The 16,610-nt window shown below is 32.5% G+C and carries 17 protein-coding genes and 1 other annotated feature; all 17 genes read left to right on the top strand.

Annotation, left to right across the window (positions count from 1 at the left end; genetic code table 11):
• Window positions 1-985: 985 nt before the first annotated feature.
• The 17 genes from B5E48_RS11915 (at window position 986) to B5E48_RS11835 (ending at window position 16,468) form a co-directional block, all read left to right on the top strand.
• Entirely contained in the window at window positions 986-1,576 is a 591-nt protein-coding gene (locus tag B5E48_RS11915; protein ID WP_087305254.1) for a PBECR4 domain-containing protein, read from the top strand.
• A 644-nt stretch (window positions 1,577-2,220) separates the two neighbouring features.
• Window positions 2,221-2,784, top strand: a complete 564-nt coding sequence (locus tag B5E48_RS11910) for a DUF402 domain-containing protein (RefSeq protein ID WP_087243171.1) — start codon at window positions 2,221-2,223, stop codon at window positions 2,782-2,784.
• A gap of 7 nt (window positions 2,785-2,791) precedes the next feature.
• Window positions 2,792-3,220 (top strand): tRNA (adenosine(37)-N6)-threonylcarbamoyltransferase complex ATPase subunit type 1 TsaE, encoded by a 429-nt coding sequence (gene tsaE / locus B5E48_RS11905; RefSeq protein ID WP_206080666.1) that lies wholly within the window; start codon window positions 2,792-2,794, stop codon window positions 3,218-3,220.
• Window positions 3,205-3,810, top strand: coding sequence for a tRNA (adenosine(37)-N6)-threonylcarbamoyltransferase complex dimerization subunit type 1 TsaB (tsaB, locus tag B5E48_RS11900; RefSeq protein WP_087305253.1), 606 nt, complete (start codon window positions 3,205-3,207; stop codon window positions 3,808-3,810). Before tsaE ends, tsaB begins: the two co-directional genes overlap by 16 nt.
• On the top strand, window positions 3,801-4,250 hold the full coding sequence (rimI, locus tag B5E48_RS11895; protein ID WP_087305251.1) for a ribosomal protein S18-alanine N-acetyltransferase: 450 nt from the start codon (window positions 3,801-3,803) through the stop codon (window positions 4,248-4,250). Before tsaB ends, rimI begins: the two co-directional genes overlap by 10 nt.
• Window positions 4,247-5,257, top strand: coding sequence for a tRNA (adenosine(37)-N6)-threonylcarbamoyltransferase complex transferase subunit TsaD (tsaD, locus tag B5E48_RS11890; RefSeq protein WP_087243174.1), 1,011 nt, complete (start codon window positions 4,247-4,249; stop codon window positions 5,255-5,257). The genes rimI and tsaD overlap by 4 nt, the downstream gene beginning before the upstream one ends.
• The gene (locus B5E48_RS11885; RefSeq protein ID WP_087297153.1) at window positions 5,257-5,895 is read left to right on the top strand and encodes a redox-sensing transcriptional repressor Rex; all 639 of its coding nucleotides are present in this window, start codon (window positions 5,257-5,259) and stop codon (window positions 5,893-5,895) included. The genes tsaD and B5E48_RS11885 overlap by 1 nt, the downstream gene beginning before the upstream one ends.
• A gap of 38 nt (window positions 5,896-5,933) precedes the next feature.
• Window positions 5,934-6,146: a binding site (T-box leader), on the top strand.
• Between the two features lie 38 nt (window positions 6,147-6,184).
• Window positions 6,185-7,570 carry an asparagine--tRNA ligase gene (asnS, locus tag B5E48_RS11880; RefSeq protein ID WP_087305249.1) on the top strand — a complete coding sequence of 462 codons (1,386 nt, stop codon included), beginning with the start codon at window positions 6,185-6,187 and terminating at the stop codon, window positions 7,568-7,570.
• Between the two features lie 82 nt (window positions 7,571-7,652).
• On the top strand, window positions 7,653-9,134 hold the full coding sequence (locus tag B5E48_RS11875; protein ID WP_087305247.1) for a metallophosphoesterase family protein: 1,482 nt from the start codon (window positions 7,653-7,655) through the stop codon (window positions 9,132-9,134).
• Window positions 9,106-10,500: a D-2-hydroxyacid dehydrogenase gene (locus tag B5E48_RS11870; RefSeq protein ID WP_087305245.1), complete on the top strand. Its 1,395-nt coding sequence runs from the start codon at window positions 9,106-9,108 to the stop codon at window positions 10,498-10,500. The genes B5E48_RS11875 and B5E48_RS11870 overlap by 29 nt, the downstream gene beginning before the upstream one ends.
• Window positions 10,501-10,644: 144 nt before the next feature.
• The gene (locus B5E48_RS11865; RefSeq protein WP_087305242.1) at window positions 10,645-11,460 is read left to right on the top strand and encodes a folate family ECF transporter S component; all 816 of its coding nucleotides are present in this window, start codon (window positions 10,645-10,647) and stop codon (window positions 11,458-11,460) included.
• A 202-nt stretch (window positions 11,461-11,662) separates the two neighbouring features.
• Entirely contained in the window at window positions 11,663-12,106 is a 444-nt protein-coding gene (gene spoVAC / locus B5E48_RS11860; RefSeq protein WP_087243180.1) for a stage V sporulation protein AC, read from the top strand.
• The gene (gene spoVAD / locus B5E48_RS11855) at window positions 12,084-13,091 is read left to right on the top strand and encodes a stage V sporulation protein AD (protein WP_087305240.1); all 1,008 of its coding nucleotides are present in this window, start codon (window positions 12,084-12,086) and stop codon (window positions 13,089-13,091) included. Before spoVAC ends, spoVAD begins: the two co-directional genes overlap by 23 nt.
• The gene (gene spoVAE, locus B5E48_RS11850) at window positions 13,088-13,438 is read left to right on the top strand and encodes a stage V sporulation protein AE (protein ID WP_087305238.1); all 351 of its coding nucleotides are present in this window, start codon (window positions 13,088-13,090) and stop codon (window positions 13,436-13,438) included. Before spoVAD ends, spoVAE begins: the two co-directional genes overlap by 4 nt.
• Window positions 13,435-14,706: a spore germination protein gene (locus tag B5E48_RS11845; RefSeq protein ID WP_087305236.1), complete on the top strand. Its 1,272-nt coding sequence runs from the start codon at window positions 13,435-13,437 to the stop codon at window positions 14,704-14,706. Before spoVAE ends, B5E48_RS11845 begins: the two co-directional genes overlap by 4 nt.
• 67 nt (window positions 14,707-14,773) lie before the next feature.
• Window positions 14,774-15,031: a hypothetical protein gene (locus B5E48_RS11840; protein ID WP_087305234.1), complete on the top strand. Its 258-nt coding sequence runs from the start codon at window positions 14,774-14,776 to the stop codon at window positions 15,029-15,031.
• Between the two features lie 168 nt (window positions 15,032-15,199).
• A complete protein-coding gene (locus B5E48_RS11835) occupies window positions 15,200-16,468 on the top strand; it encodes an L-cysteine desulfidase family protein (protein ID WP_087305232.1) in 1,269 nt (422 codons plus the stop codon).
• Window positions 16,469-16,610 lie beyond the last annotated feature (142 nt).

Genomic DNA, 16,610 nt, shown 5'->3' with positions numbered 1-16,610 from the left:
TCCAGCGCCTTTAAGAAAGAAACAACCTCATCGTCAGGATTAATTTTTATACCCAAATCTAGTGGCAAAGATAACTGAATTGCGTTATAATTATCAGTGTAATTAGATTGCATAAAATTTAAAGATTCCATAATCTAATTATACCAAAAACGACAATGATAATCATTAAAGATAATCATTGTCGTTTTCTTTTTTAGGTGGCCTTACGAATATTTATTTCGTTACAGCCTCTTTTTAATATATCATAAAAAGTCTGTATGGAGTGGATAGTGAAGTGATATGATTCCACTATGGTAGACACATGAAATAAACAAACATGTTGATTATATCATTCTTGCTTAATACAGTCTTTTTTATCTCATATTGTTTCAAGAAAAGGACTATGAAAAACAATGGAAAGAAATAGATTTTATTTCGACTAGAAATGAATTGGTGATTGCCATGGACAAATAAAGTCGTTTTGTTATAAGTATGTTGTATAAAGGAAGTTCATTCAAATTTGATGATTGAAACACCTCTTAACGTTATTTATAATAGATATGTCAAGGGATAATTTTTTATTGTGACTTTAAAAGCTAGTGTTGCTTCGATAAAGAGTTTATCATTGTTTTAGAGTAGGCTTTAAGCAGAATTTACTGATTTGATTTTGTTAGAAAGATTTTGTATTAATCTCTAGAGTTTTCTAGAAAATGTGTTATAATGAATGTGGAATTAAAAGGAATATTTAATTTCGAAGAAAATAAGTATATGAATGGATAAGATTATCCATAATATAATTGCTGAGGATGACAGTTATTTCATCTGCGACATTTCGTTTTAAACGAAGATGTGATCATTCGAAAGTCGATGGGGACCCGACTGTGGCGGGCGCAAAAACAAATACTACAGCCCTGGAACTAGCCATTTCCTAAATTTGGCTCAGACTTTCTGAATAGAGGGATTGTTTTACAATCCCTTTTTCAGTGCTTAAAAGAGGAATAAAAATATGAAATTAAACAAAGCAAGAAATAGAATTGATATGAGAAGCTATTCTTTTCATGAATATGCATTATACTTCTGTCAATTTGATAATAAAATTCTTTGTATTGAAACGGTTGATAAAGTGTTGCAAATAAAGATCAGTACTACACAGCTACCTCATTTAATTGGGTTACAATATGCTTATGATAAACAAAGGCATAAATCAAAATATAAAGGGAAGAATGGATTTCAAATTTTATTGAATAATGAGATTGATTTAGATATGTTCGAGAATAGAATTAGACGAAATAGACCAACAGCAAATCATAAACGTATTACATGGGATATGATATTATCAAGAATTGAATGGTTACCATATTTTTTTAATAATATATCAAAAAAGCCAAGGATGAAAGAAAATAAAGAAGAACGATTGATTAACAGTTCTTTGAAAGGGGATTATTTTTATTTTAAGGTGAATAGTAATGAATATCTTATTTTATCATTATTAAAAATTGGGGAAAAATATACTCTTGAATCGTTCATAGTATATAATGATATTCGATATTTAGGAGACCTGAATGAAGTGTGTATTAAAAATGTTTATTGGAAATAAAAAAGATAAATATGTTGTTATTATAAATGGCATATTAAATAATTAAGAGCATAATTAAAAATATTTTTAGGAATGATGTCTTTTGTCATGTCTGCTTTTATTGTGATAGTAGGTATATCTGTTGCAGAAGTAAAGCTAAATAGAATATCTAAAGAAAAACATTTTTGATCAATGATATATGGAAACAAGTACGTTAACACTACGAATGTATTGGTTAATGACTCATCTCATATTTTTGAGGTGTTAATCTGGCATTGAAAAGTTTCATTTTCTTTTTTGTAAGTTGAAAACAAAAATCTTCTGGAAATTGTTTTATATTTTTTAGTGCATGATTTCATGCCTTTTTGGCTTGATACAGTATTGTAAAATCGCTATGGAATATTATTTGCGATTACAAGTAATATATAAATTTTTTTATCAAATTGAACTAACTGTACAATTGTCATGTTGTTTGTTCATTTTTCTGCACCAACACTTATATTATGTATGATTGTTGTTCCATTGTTATATCCTCGTTTAAAAAGAGCGTTTATGTAATCTCTCAGTATTGAGAGATTTTTTACTATATAGAAAATAGTAAATTTGCTTTAAAAAAGAGTATAACTTGTGTATAATATTTCTGTTATAGAAAGAGGTTATTGATTATGAATAAGACATTTGTTGGTCAAAATATCCTTATTCATTGTTATAAACATGATGGAAGCATTCATCGCTGTTGGGATAAAGGACTTGTTTTAGAAGAAACACCATATCATTTTATTGTGGTGAATAATAGAACGCTTGTTACGGAATCAGATGGACGTAAATGGTATACAAGAGAACCAGCTATTTGTTATTTCCCTAAGCGAAAATGGTATAATGTCATTTGTATGATTCGTAAAACAGGGGTGCATTTTTATTGTAATATTGCATCACCAACATTGTATGATGGAGAAGCTTTAAAATACATTGATTATGATTTAGATTTAAAGGTTTTTCCAGATTATAAATATAAAATATTAGATGAAGAAGAATACCAGCAACATAAAATGATGATGAATTATGGTCAAGAACTAGATGAGATATTATATCAGCAGCTAGATCAACTGATTGAGATGGCTATGAATATGGCAGGACCTTTTAGACCTGGTTTTGCACAACATTGGTATCATTATTATCAAAGTGGAAATTATAAAAAAAGGAGAGATCATCGTGGATTTTCAAAATGAACAAGATATGATTGATTTTGGAGAAGAACTTGCTAAACACTTATTTCCTAATGCTGTGATTACATTAGAAGGAGATTTAGGTGTTGGTAAAACAACATTTACAAAAGGAATTGGAAAAGGTCTAGGTGTTAAAAAGATTATTAATTCACCAACTTTTACGATTGTGAAGGAATATCAGGGAAGATGGCCTTTATATCATTTTGATGCTTATCGTTTAGAAGGTGAAAATGAAGAATTAGGATTTGAAGAAATGTTTGAAAATGATGGTGTTTGTGTTATTGAATGGCCAATGTATATTCAAGATATATTACCTCAAGAAAGATTAGAAATACATATGACAAAAAATAGTGATCAGACACGTCGAATGACATTTGTACCTTATGGAGAAAAATATCAGCAATTATTGGAGGAGATGAAAATATGTTACAGCTTATAATGGATACATCAAATCAATATTTAATGGTTGCTTTATATGAAGATGATCAATGTTTGTCATCTCTTCAGGAAATGGGGTCTAAACGCCAATCAGAAAATGCAATTCCCTATCTTCAAAAATTATTAGAAAAACATCAAAAGGAATTATTGGATATTGATGAAATGGTCATTACATTAGGACCTGGTTCTTATACAGGAGAAAGAGTTGCTTTAACAATAGCAAAAACATTAAGTGTTATTTCTTCAGTACATATCAAAGCTATTTCTTCTTTAGCAGCTTATGCAGGTTTACAAAAATGTGTATCTGTGATTGATGCACGTAGTCAAAAAGTTTTTGTCTGTGCCTATGAAAATGGACAGGCAGTTATTCCAGAACAAATGATAGATATGCAACAGTTTCCACAATTTATGCAAGATTATAGTGATTTTCAAGTTGCTGGACAAAATGAAGTTGTGGGGTATGAACCTAATACGGTTGATTTGGCTAAAAATTTACATGAATTAGCCAAGCAGACATCAATAGTGCAAAATGTTGATGCTTTAGTACCACGTTATCTTAAAGATGTTGAGGCTAAAAAAATATGCTTATAGAAGCTTTACAGTCAGAAGAAATTGAGACGCTCGTGCAGTTAGAACACACTTTAATGACATCACCTTGGTCAAAAGAAGATTTTGAATACGAATTGTTAGAAAATCCATTTGCACATATTTTTGTTTTAAAAAAAGAAATGGAAATCATTGGATATGTTGATTTTTGGGTGATGTATGAGCAGGCACAAATTGCATCTATTGGGATAAAAAAAGAAGAACAATCTCAAGGTTATGGACAAAAGCTTTTAGAATTTGCTTTATCTTATGCCAGGGATGCAGGTGTAAACATGATGAGTTTAGAGGTACGAAAATCTAATCAAAAAGCGATTGCGCTTTATCAAAAAAATGGATTTGATATTCAATCCATACGTCGAGATTATTATCAGGATAATCATGAAGATGCTTATTTAATGACAAAAGAAATGGAGGGAAAAGCATGAGTCTTATTTTAGCAATTGAATCAAGTTGCGATGAAATGGCAGTGGCGATTTTAAAGGATAAACGTGAACTCTTATGCAATGTTGTCGCATCACAAATTGATACACATCGTATGTTTGGTGGAGTTGTTCCAGAAATTGCCAGTCGTATGCACGTAGAATGTGTATCGACTGTCTTAAAGACAGCCTTAAATGAAGCCCAAATCAATATGCAGGATATAGATGCCATTGCCGTTACCAAAGGGCCTGGACTGGTAGGATCTTTACATGTTGGGATGCAGGCTGCTAAAACATTGGCATTAGCTTATCATAAACCATTGATTGGTGTTCATCATATTGCTGGACATATTTATGCTAATGAACTTGTCGAAGACATTCAATATCCATGTTTGTGTCTAGTTGTCAGTGGTGGACATAGTGAACTTGTTTATATGAAACATGAATTTTCATTTGAAGTCATTGGTCAGACTTTAGATGATGCGATTGGAGAAGCTTACGATAAGGTTGGACGTGTATTACATTTACCTTATCCAGGAGGACCAGTTATTGATCGTATGGCCAAAGAAGGAAAACATACTTATGCTTTGCCATTACCCATGAATGATGAAAGCTATAATTTTTCTTTTAGTGGTTTAAAATCAGCAGTGATTAATCTTTGTCATAATGCATCACAGCGTGGTGAAGAGATTATTCCTCAAGATTTAGCATGTTCTTTTCAGGAAGTTGCTGTTGATGTTCTGGTTTCTAAAACAATCAAAGCGGCTCAGGATTATCATGTTAAACAGATTATCGTGGCTGGGGGAGTCAGTGCAAATCAGGGATTAAGACAAGCACTGACAAAGCGTAGTGAGATACCTGTTTTATTTCCACCAATGCGCTATTGCACAGATAATGCAGCTATGATTGCTTCGGCAGCACGTGTGATGTTTGAACATCAGAAATTTTCATCACTTGACTTAATGGTCAAACCGTCATATGATTTAGAAGAGGAAAGTCTTGGTGAATCTTAATGGAAAAAAAACAGCATAAAATTTCAAAAGCAACAATGTCACGTTTTCCCGTTTATTTAAAGGCATTGCGTAATATGCAACATGAAGGGCAAAACAACTTTTTATCAAGTGAATTATCTGAAGCAACAGGAATCTTGGATACAACCATTCGTCGTGATTTTAGTTTTTTGACACACAAAGAAACATTAGGTAAACGTGGTATCGGATATGATACAAAGGAAATTATCAATATTCTTAATAATGTTCTTGGTTTAGGGTTAGATGAATCGATTATTTTGATTGGTGTTGGTAACTTAGGAAGTGCCATCTTAAAATATAATCGTTGGCAATATACAGTTGGAAAAATTGTGTGTGGTTATGATTTGGATCAAAATAAAGTTGGAGAACGCTTTGGGGTTAAACTTTATCATATTGATGATTTAGAAAAAACATTTCCTCAAGGCTGCAAGATTGCGATATTGGCTATTAGTGAAAATGTTCAGGAAACAGTCGATCGTTTAATGGATTTAGGCATTAAAGGAATTGTAGATTTTACGCATACACATTTTACAGTTCATAGTGATGTTGTTGTACAGACAGTCGATGTTGTTGTGGCTATTCAGGAATTGATTTTAAAAATGCATGTCAATGATGAATAAAGTATTGAAATTTTGTGAGAAAGATGTTAATAATAGATGTACAGGTAATGATTTGAGAACGTATTATAGTGAAGTTTGATAGCGACTTTTGGATGGTGTAAGCAAAAGAAACTGTTATAATATGGAACACTCAATGAACCGGATAGGAGAAATGTAAGTAGACTATCCCGCTAAACAGCGTTATGGTAAGAGGGCATATTCATGATGAATATGAATGAGGATGGTACCGCGATATTATAGTCGTTCCTTTTAGGAACGGCTTTTTTTATAAAAAGGAGGAGAGAGAGTCATGTTTGAATTTATGACAGTCAGAGAATTGTATGAAATGGTTTTATCTGGGGAAGATTTTGAAACTGAAGGTTTAGAATATGTTGAATTAGATGGATGGGTACGTACAAATCGTGATAATGGAAAAGTTGGTTTTATAGCTTTAAACGATGGAACATATTTTAGAAACTGCCAGATTGTATATTTACAGGAAACTTTATCAAATTATGATGATATCAAACATATCAGTACGGGAAGTGCTATTCGTGTTTTAGGAAAATTAAAACTCACACCTGAAGCTAAACAGCCTTTTGAAATTGAAGCAACACAGGTTGTTGTAGAAGGTGCATGTGATGAAGATTTTCCACTTCAAAAGAAAAGACATTCTTTTGAATATATGAGAGAAATTCCTCATCTTCGTCCACGTGCCAATACATTTTACGCTATTTTTAGATTAAGAAGTGTTTTATCAATGGCTATTCATGAATTTTTCCAGTCACAAGGTTTTGTTTATGTGCATACACCAATAATTACAAGTAATGATGGTGAAGGTGCTGGAGAAATGTTTAGAGCAACAACCATTGATAATACTGAATTTGATAAAGATTTCTTTGGTAAAGAAGCATTTTTAACTGTAACAGGACAATTACATGTCGAAGCATTCTGTATGGCTTTTAGAGATGTTTATACATTTGGACCAGCTTTTAGAGCTGAAAATTCAAATACATCACGTCATGCCAGTGAATTCTGGATGATTGAACCAGAAATTGCTTTTGCTGATCTAGAAGATGATATGGATTTAATTGAAGATATGGTCAAATACTGTATTGACTATGTTTTAGAAAATGCACCTGAAGAAATGAAATTCTTTGAACAGATGATTGATAAAGAATGTATTCAAAGAATTACTCATGTCAGAAATAGTGAATTTAAACGTATGACATATACAGAAGCTATTGATATTTTAAAACAGGCCGATGTTAAGTTTGAAAATAAAGTTGAATGGGGTATGGATCTCAATAGTGAACATGAACGCTATATCTGTGAAAACATTGTAGGTGGACCAGTGTTCTTAACAGATTATCCAAAAGAAATTAAAGCTTTCTATATGCGTTTAAATGATGATGGTAAGACTGTTGCAGCATGTGATTTGCTGGTGCCAGGAATTGGAGAATTAGTTGGTGGAAGTCAGCGTGAAGAAAGATATGAAGTTCTAGAAAAAATCATGGATGAAAAACAAATGTCTAAAGAAGGACTTCAATGGTATATGGATTTAAGAAGATTTGGTGGATGTAAACATGCTGGATTTGGACTAGGATTCGACCGTTTCTTAATGTATTTGACAGGTATGCAAAACATTAGAGATGTTGAACCATTCCCAAGAACACCAAGAAACTTAAAATTCTAAAATATAACGGGATTCCCGTTATATTTTTTCATATTCAATTATTTCAATTTGTAGTATAATAAAATTATGAGGTGAAAAGACAGTGAATGAAATCTTCTTTATCAATACCTTTTTTAATATTGTTTATCGTAATGAATCAGCATATATGCGTGATTTATTGATGTCATATGACTATATACAAAGTTTTGTTCAATGGCTTTGCCAACGCCATATTTCGTGTGATGTTTTATCTTCTATCACAAGGGATGATTATGCATTGTTGTCACGTTTTATGAAAGCTGAAGATGTGGATCATATTTTGCATAAGCCTTTTTCTAGTGAAATGGAAACAATGGCTCAAACATATCAGGATGCTATTCACATTGTTTATGTGCCTGGATTTGATGAATCTTCTTTTCAAATGACATCTTTTCCAGAGTATGAAAATATTTATTTCTATGCTATTTCAGAACATTTTCAACGTGATAATTTATCTTTCTTTGATCCTTTTCCAGCCTTTTTCTGTGCTTTAAATCATGCTGATATGTGGCCAGGATGTTTAATTTTTAAAGGAAAACAGACGGTATTTGCGCCGATACATAATCAAAAAGATTTCTTGCAGTTAACATCCTATATTGAAAATCATCTTTGCTTATTTCACGTTTATAATCAGTATCAGGATGATGCCTATTTCATTCAATTGAGTGATTTGCATCTCGGTAAAGATAAACGTCAAAAGGGGCTGGAGCGTCTTTATGCTTCATTGGATGAACTGATTTCAAGATTACCTTCTTTATGGGCAGTTAATATTTTGATAACAGGTGATTTGATGGAATCTCCTAATCGTAAAAATATGTATTTAGCCAATGATTTTATGAATAGTCTTAAAAAGCGTTATAAGGCGAATGTGACTTTTATTTTAGGAAATCATGATGTGATTGTTCATGGCTTTAATTTTGCTAGAAATCAAAAAAGTAAAGTGATTGCTTATCTGCTTGGTGAAAATGTTAAAGTTTTAGAACAGGAAAAAATCGTTATTATTAAAATGGATACAACAAGTGAAGGAAACTTAGCGAGAGGAAAAGTAGGAAAAAGACAGCTTGATGAAATAGATGATGAATTGTCAGCTATTGATCATTTAGAAGAATATACATTATTAGTGATGTTGCATCACCATGTTTATCCCATTAATAAAGCAGAGTTTATTAAAACCAAATGGCATGAAAAAACATTTATCAATCGTATTATAGAAACTTCAAAAGTTCTGGTTGATGCACCATTATTAATTGATTGGCTAAAAAAACGACATATTCATTATGTGTTTCATGGCCATAAGCATTTACCTTTTTTTAAAAAAGAAGATGATTGTTATTATATTGGGGCAGGAAGTGCTACGGGTGGCTTAAAAGAAAGTCGTAGCCGTTATATTTCCTATAATGTGATGAAATATAATATTCATGAACAGAAGATGAAAATCTGTATGATTTTTTATGATGATAAAGCTAAGGCTGAAAGACAAAGAGTAGAAGTTTATTTATTTGAGGGAGGAAATAATCATGAAATTAGTAGATCGCATGAAAGATGAAGAATTAGGAACAGCTATACTGTATAATTTTACAAAAGGGTATGGAAAACCTGTGCCATTAGAATTGTATGATGTTGTTTTACCACTTCTTTATCATGATTTTATAAGAGAACATGTTTTAACATATACGTCATTACAGGAGTGTATCTATCAATGTATACAAAATGAAAAACATTTTAAACAACATCTTTTAGAAAAAATTGAAGATGATAAAACAATGACATCTAAAGCTTTAGGTGTTGCGATGATTCAGCATATTTTAAAATTTGAAATTGTAGATACTGTGATGTGTGGGGTGGCTTTACCAACTGATATTTTAGATTTAAATGAAGCTATCTGGCTTGGAAAACTTTTCCAGGATGTTTCACTAGAAGATTTTATGACATTATTAAAACAGGAAGATACACATATTGTTGTTTTACAAAGTGCTTCCGTTGGAAAAGATGTTGATTTGTCAAAAATTGCTTCTTTAGGACAAGTGACCATGTATGAAGATACAAAACCTTCAGAAATTAAAGGTCGTATTTTAGGTGCTGATATTGTGATTACAAATAAAAATGAAATGACAAAGGAAGTGCTGGAAGGTTTAAAACATTTGAAATTAATCTGTTTATTTGCGACAGGAACGAATAATGTTGATTTAGAATATTGTCGTGATCATGGCATTAAGGTCGCTAATGTAAAAGATTATTCGACTAAGACAGTTGCTCAACATACATTAGCTTTATTGATGCATTTGGTAGAAAAAAATGTGACATACGATCATTTTGTTAAATCAAAAGCATATTGTCAAAGTCAGTGTTTTAGTTATTTTGATGATGTTTTCCATGATGTTGCTTCTATGACTTGGGGGATTGTCGGATTAGGTCATATAGGTCGCCAAGTCGCAGGTATCGCAAAGGCTATGGGTGCTAAAGTTCAATATTATTCGACAAGTGGTCAAAATGCAACCAGCGATTATCAGCAGGTTGACTTTGAAACTTTGTTAAAGACATCAGATATTATTAGTATTCATGCACCATTAAATGAAAAGACACATTATTTATTTAATGAAGAAGCTTTAAGAAAAATGAAACCAACGGCATATCTCATCAATGTTGGACGTGGTGGCATTATAGAAGAAAAAGCTTTAGTGAAAGTCTTGAATGAAGGACATTTAGCAGGAGTTGGCTTAGATGTCTTTGAACATGAACCATTATTAGAAGATGATGTGCTTTATTCTATTCAAGATATGAATAAGGTTATCTTCACACCACATATTGCCTGGGGTTCTATTGAAGCAAGACAAAGATGCGTAGATGAAGTTTATGAAAATATACTTGCCTTCTTAAAAGGAGAAGAAAGAAATATTGTCAATAATGAATAAATCGTGTATGATAGAAAAAAATAAAAAAAGAAGGAGGAGTCTACGTCAGTAGCAAAGCATGTACGGTCTTATGATCGGAATTAACGCCTGTGGACTAGAAATGAGGATGAAGCAGGAAAATTTTGTTATATGTAGCATGATGTTATGGAACAAATTATTATTGCAATCATTATTATTGCACTCGGTTTTTATGTATTTAAGTTTTATCCTTTTGAAAAAGGAAATGTCATGAAATTAGTGATAGCAGCTATTTTTATTATCTTAACAGCAATCTGTAAAAGATTGGCTATTATGATCCCATTGTTTGGAGCTGAAAGTCTTAAAATTGGATTTGAATATATTCCCTTGATGTTAGCGGGGTATTTCTTATCACCAAGTTATGCCTTTATTGTTGGTTTGTGTAGCGATGTGATTGGTTTGATTTTAGTGCCTACAGGATTTCCATTCTTTGGATTTACCTTAGGAACAATTCTTGTCAGTGTCATTCCGTCATTGATTCATGAACATTCAAAAAATATCAGCCCACAAAATGTTTTACGCATTGTGATTGGACTGATTTTGGTTTTAGGTATTGGGGCTTCCATTTATATTGGACAGCTTGATTCAGTGAGTATTTCTGAAACAGTATATCATCTTCAATCACAAGATAAAATCACACTGATAAGTATTTGTCTGTTGTTATCATTGATATTTATGATAGTGATTGCATTTTTAAAACGTAAAATTAATGCACAGGAAGCCAAAACCTTTTCAACATGGGTTTTATGTGTTGTCCTTACGGAATTGGTTGTCACTTTATGTTTAACACCATTATGGTTAGATATGATGTATCAGATTCCTTGGACAATCTCACTATGTATAAGAGTTGTTAAGGAATGTGCAGTTTTACCAATTGAAATTTTTATCGGTTATATTCTGATTCCTATTTTAAATAGAATATGGGTACGTTTAGAAAAATGACAACAAGGATTAAGATTCTTGTTGTTTTTTGATTTCATGCCCATCTTCATCAACTTCAATCACTTCAAAAAAGTATTCAAAGATACGCGTTAAAAGTTTTTTCATGATTCATTATTTCCTTTCAAGAAGAGTATATGTACAACAAAAAAAATCATGTTTGAAAAGTCAAAAAATGTAAACACTATGTAAGAGGTGATGAAAAATGGATCGTAAAGAATATGATCAGTTGGCTGAATCTTTGAAACCAACTGGACATAAGATGAAAAATGCGTTTTATGCATTTTTGTATGGAGGTGTCATTGGTGCTATTGCACAAGGTGTTTTAGAGTTTTTTATGAATGTTTATCATGTTAAACAAGAAGATGCAACACCTATGATGATTATTACATTAGTTTTTATAAGCTGTTTGTTAACGGGATTAGGTATTTATGATAAATTGGCACAAAAAGCAGGAGCTGGGACATTTATTCCCATTACTGGTTTTGCTAATAGTATGACATCATGTGCTTTAGATAGTCAAAGTGAAGGATTGATTATGGGGATTGGCAGCAATATGTTTAAGCTAGGAGGAACTGTCATTACATATGGCATTGTCAGTTCAGCACTGCTGGGAGTGATTCGTTATGTCATTACACTTTTTGGGTAATTCGGTGACTTTAGAAAATGTTTATATTGCTTCTTCAGGGACAGTCTGTGGACCATTGGAATATTTAGGACCATTAGGAAGCTGTTTTGATAAAAGTTTGCAGGATTATCATTATGGTGAAAAATCATTTGAAAAAGCTGAACGTAAAATGTTGAGGGATGCCTTGGATATTTGTTTGAAAAGAGAAAAACTGAAATATAAAGATATTGATTTATATTTAGGAAGTGATTTGTTAAATCAGATTACATCTGTCAACTATCTGGCAAGAGAACTGCCTCAACCCTTTGTTGGATTATATGGCGCATGTTCGGGTTTTGCTCTGTCCATGGCGATGGCTGGCTTGTTGATAGATGCTGGCTATGTAGACAAAATTGTGACAATGGTATCAAGTCATAATGCAACCGCTGAAAGACAATACCGTTATCCTGTTGAATATGGTGTCCAAAAAAAAGACACAACAACCTTTACAGCGACCGGAGCTGTGTCCACTTTATTAACCAAACAGCCACAGTCTGTAAGAGTTGAAGCTATCACATTAGGACGTGTCATAGATTACTCACAGAATGATGCTAATGATATGGGACGTGCCATGGCACCAGCGGCTTTTGATACTCTCGTGAATCATTTTCAGGATTTAAAACGCACTTTTCATGATTATGATTTGGTTGTGACAGGGGATTTATCTATGTATGGTCATCAGATTTTAAAAGAAATGCTGCAACGTCATAAAATGGATGTTGTGCGATATAACGATTGTGGATGCATGTTATATGATTTATCTTCACAGCCTGTTTTTCAAGGTGGCAGTGGCTGTGCCTGTAGTGCTTTGGTGACAATGGGTTCATTATACCCACAACTTAAAGACAAAAAATTAAAACGTGTGCTAGTTGTTTCAACAGGAGCCTTATTATCACCAATGATGAGTGCGCAAAAAGAAAGTATTCCATGCATTGCTCATGCCATCAGTCTGGAGGCGATAGAATGAATTATATCATGGCTTTTTTGTTTAGTGGTTTTGTTTGTCTGATAGCTCAGCTTATTTATGATCATAGTCGTTTGACACCGGGTCATATTACCAGTTTATTTGTTGTTTTAGGTTCGTTTTTAGATCTTTTCCATATTTATGATCTTCTGGTTGATATTTTTCATGCAGGAGCATTAATACCTATTATCAGTTTTGGACATTCTTTAATGCATGGAGCCATGGCAGCTACCAAAGAGTATGGTGTTTTTGGTATTGCAATGGGAATGTTTGATTTAACAGCTGCTGGAATTAGTGCAGCCATTCTCTTTGGATTCCTTGTGGCTATTCTTTTTAAACCGAAATCATGAATAATTCTTATGATTTGAAACATCGTATTTTAAATTTTAAAGGAAGACTGGTTCATCTTTATTTTTTAGCCAGTTTATCTAACGATGTTTTGATTTCACGACTGGTAGAAGGTATTGAAAATAGAGAAGGAAAAGATTTAGAAAACTGTATCAACATGGGAGATGTTGAAATCGTTTCTACAAATCAGATTCAAAAAATTCAAAGAGCTGTCCTTGGTGGTAATAGTGCTTTATTTGATGGTGAAATCACCTATTTAATGGATACCAAAAATTTTCCAAATCGTGCTATTCAAGAACCAGAAACAGAAAAAAGTGTCCGTGGAGCTAAGGATGGCTTTAATGAGTCTATCTTAAATAATACAGGGTTGATTCGTCGTCGTATTCGTTCACCTGAATTATGTTTTCATTTAACAACAATGGGAACGCAAAATCCCATTGATATTGCCGTGGCTTATCTGGAAGATAAAGTTGATCGACAAGTCTTACAACAACTTTTAACTCGTATTTCTCAAGTTCAAACTCAAGAATTTATCATGACTGATCGTGCTATTGAAGAAGTTTTATTGAATCAGGGATATAACCCTTTTCCTTTAGTGAGATATAGTGAAAGACCTGATATTGTCGCAACCCATATTCAACATGGTTATATTGCGATTATATGTGATACATCTTCTTCTATAGTGATGTTGCCAACAACTCTTTTTGAAATCTTAGAACATGTTGAAGAACATCGTCAGACACCATTGATTGGGACATTTATACGATTCATACGTATGACTGCAGTCTTTTTATCTATATATCTTGTTCCTATTTTTGCTTTAAGTTCATCCTTTTTACAATGGGATTATTCCTTTTTTATACAGATTCTCATTATGGAATTATCTATTGAACTCTTACGTATTGCGACTGTTCATACGCCACAATCATTGTCTAATGCGATGGGATTAATTGCAGCTATCTTACTTGGAGAATTTGCTATTCAGCTTGGCTTTTTTTCAGAAGATATTTTGATGTTTTGTGCAATTGGAACCGTGGGTGGTTTTGCAACCCCTAATTATGAATTATCATTGACCAATAAATATATCAAAATCATGATGATTATCGCCGTTATGTTATTGAATATATATGGATTTATTCTATTTAATCTGATTTTTTGGATCAGTTTAGCACGTATCAAAACCTTTGGCGTTTCTTATTTATATCCCTTGTATCCTTTCCATGGTAAAGAATTATTACGCTTTTTTATTAGACAACCTAAAAAAGATTAATATCTTCTTAATCATTTCTTAAAGAAGATATTTTTTTATTTTGATAAACTCTTATAGGGTGATCAAGATGACACATAGATTAATGAACGCTTTTTTGATTAGTATGCTGCCATTGTTTTTTATACAATATAATCCATTATATGAAATGGTTGTGATAGATTGGTTGAATCTTTTAGCGTGTATAGGTATTCTCTTTTATTTGATAGGTGTATGGTCTTATCTTTATCAAAGAAGACATGGCTGGTTTTATACATTTTTAGGTTCTTTTGTACTTGTTATCGCAAAGATGGACTTATTGATTGTTTTTCACAGGAAAAATATTTAATGAATGCTATGCTTTTTTATAATGTTTATGTTATATTTTCAATAGGATTGATGTTTTATGTCATTTGGTGCTATGTCGATGAGTCACAATGTTGAGATTTGTCAGATAATGGTATTTCATATCTTCTAAAATAATGTTAGAATAAGAAAGTAACGGGGAGAAGAGAATATGGAAGAAAAAAATTATCGTCATTATATACAGATTTTAAAAGAAGAACTGGTTCCTGCTATGGGATGTACAGAACCTATTGCTTTGGCTTATTGTGCAAGTAAATGTCGTGATGTTTTAGATGATGACATTGTAAAAGCTAAAGTCAAAGTTAGTGGGAATATTATTAAAAATGTTAAAAGTGTTGTTGTTCCTAATACTGGAGGTTTAAAAGGAATTCCTTCAAGTATTGGAGCTGGTGTAGTGGCAGGAATTACAGAAAATGTATTAGAAGTCATTGCGCATGTGACTGATCAGCAAAAAAAGGAAATGCAACAATGGTTGAATCGAACACCTATTGAAATTATACCTATAGAAAGTGAATATGCATTAGACATCTGTGTTGAATTAATTGGTCAAAATCATCGTGCAAAAGTACGTATTGCTGGTTTTCATACCAATATTGTGTATATTGAAAAAGATCAGGAAGTCCTTTTTAAGATGGGAGTCGTTGCTTCTACGGATCAGACTTTAACAGATCGCAGCTTATTGAATATTCGTGATATTTATGAGTTTGCAAAAAATGTAAAGATTGAAGAAGTGCAAGATATTTTACAGCGACAAATTGATTATAATTATGCTATTGCATGTGAAGGATTAAAAAATGACTGGGGTGCACATATTGGTCAGATTTTATTAAAGACATATGGTGATGATGTCAAAGTCAAAGCCAAGGCCTATGCAGCAGCTGGAAGTGATGCCAGAATGAGTGGCTGTGAAATGCCAGTCATCATTAATTCGGGAAGTGGTAATCAGGGAATGACAGCATCTTTACCAGTCATTGTATATGCCAAAGAATATCATAAAAGCCAAGAAGAACTTTATCGTGCATTGATTGTATCCAATTTATGTACAATCCATCAAAAAACTGGGATAGGAAGACTATCTGCCTATTGTGGTGCTGTCAGCGCTGGAATTGGAGCAGGATGTGGAATTGCCTATTTGCTTGGTGGTGACTATGAAGCTCTTTGTCATACAATGGTTAATGGATTGGCTATTGTATCAGGTATTATCTGTGATGGGGCGAAACCATCATGTGCTGGAAAGATTGCTGCCAGTGTGGATGCAGGAATATTAGGATACTATATGTATAAAAATGGCTGTGAATTTAAAGACGGTGAAGGTCTTGTTTTAAAAGGTGTAGAAAATACGATTCGTAATATTGGTCAACTATCAAGAGAAGGTATGAAAGAAACAGACAAAGAAATTATTAAATTGATGTGTCGATAAGAAGAAAATCCTTTGTAAAAAGGATTTCAGGCTGTTGACAAAGTAAAAAAGTCAACAGCTTTTAGTTTTCAAATGAAAGAATATATGGTATTATATCCATTGTCGTGGATGACTTCTTTCCAAGTACGCAAACTTTGAGGCT

The organism is Massilimicrobiota sp. An105 (assembly GCF_002161155.1).
Taxonomy (GTDB): Bacteria; Bacillota_I; Bacilli_A; order Erysipelotrichales; family Coprobacillaceae; genus Allocoprobacillus; species Allocoprobacillus merdigallinarum.
The sequence above is the reverse complement of the archived record's forward strand: the minus strand, read 5'-3'. Positions and strand labels throughout refer to the sequence as shown.

Excerpts from the sequence above, each read along its gene's own strand:
- B5E48_RS11915 (WP_087305254.1), top strand. The coding sequence starts at position 986 with ATGAAATTAAACAAAGCAAGAAATAGAATTGATATGAGAAGCTATTCT.
- B5E48_RS11910 (WP_087243171.1), top strand. The coding sequence starts at position 2,221 with ATGAATAAGACATTTGTTGGTCAAAATATCCTTATTCATTGTTATAAA.
- tsaE (WP_206080666.1), top strand. The coding sequence starts at position 2,792 with ATGATTGATTTTGGAGAAGAACTTGCTAAACACTTATTTCCTAATGCT.
- tsaB (WP_087305253.1), top strand. The coding sequence starts at position 3,205 with ATGTTACAGCTTATAATGGATACATCAAATCAATATTTAATGGTTGCT.
- rimI (WP_087305251.1), top strand. The coding sequence starts at position 3,801 with ATGCTTATAGAAGCTTTACAGTCAGAAGAAATTGAGACGCTCGTGCAG.
- tsaD (WP_087243174.1), top strand. The coding sequence starts at position 4,247 with ATGAGTCTTATTTTAGCAATTGAATCAAGTTGCGATGAAATGGCAGTG.
- B5E48_RS11885 (WP_087297153.1), top strand. The coding sequence starts at position 5,257 with ATGGAAAAAAAACAGCATAAAATTTCAAAAGCAACAATGTCACGTTTT.
- asnS (WP_087305249.1), top strand. The coding sequence starts at position 6,185 with ATGTTTGAATTTATGACAGTCAGAGAATTGTATGAAATGGTTTTATCT.
- B5E48_RS11870 (WP_087305245.1), top strand. The coding sequence starts at position 9,106 with ATGAAATTAGTAGATCGCATGAAAGATGAAGAATTAGGAACAGCTATA.
- B5E48_RS11865 (WP_087305242.1), top strand. The coding sequence starts at position 10,645 with ATGGAACAAATTATTATTGCAATCATTATTATTGCACTCGGTTTTTAT.
- spoVAC (WP_087243180.1), top strand. The coding sequence starts at position 11,663 with ATGGATCGTAAAGAATATGATCAGTTGGCTGAATCTTTGAAACCAACT.
- spoVAD (WP_087305240.1), top strand. The coding sequence starts at position 12,084 with ATGTCATTACACTTTTTGGGTAATTCGGTGACTTTAGAAAATGTTTAT.
- spoVAE (WP_087305238.1), top strand. The coding sequence starts at position 13,088 with ATGAATTATATCATGGCTTTTTTGTTTAGTGGTTTTGTTTGTCTGATA.
- B5E48_RS11845 (WP_087305236.1), top strand. The coding sequence starts at position 13,435 with ATGAATAATTCTTATGATTTGAAACATCGTATTTTAAATTTTAAAGGA.
- B5E48_RS11840 (WP_087305234.1), top strand. The coding sequence starts at position 14,774 with ATGACACATAGATTAATGAACGCTTTTTTGATTAGTATGCTGCCATTG.
- B5E48_RS11835 (WP_087305232.1), top strand. The coding sequence starts at position 15,200 with ATGGAAGAAAAAAATTATCGTCATTATATACAGATTTTAAAAGAAGAA.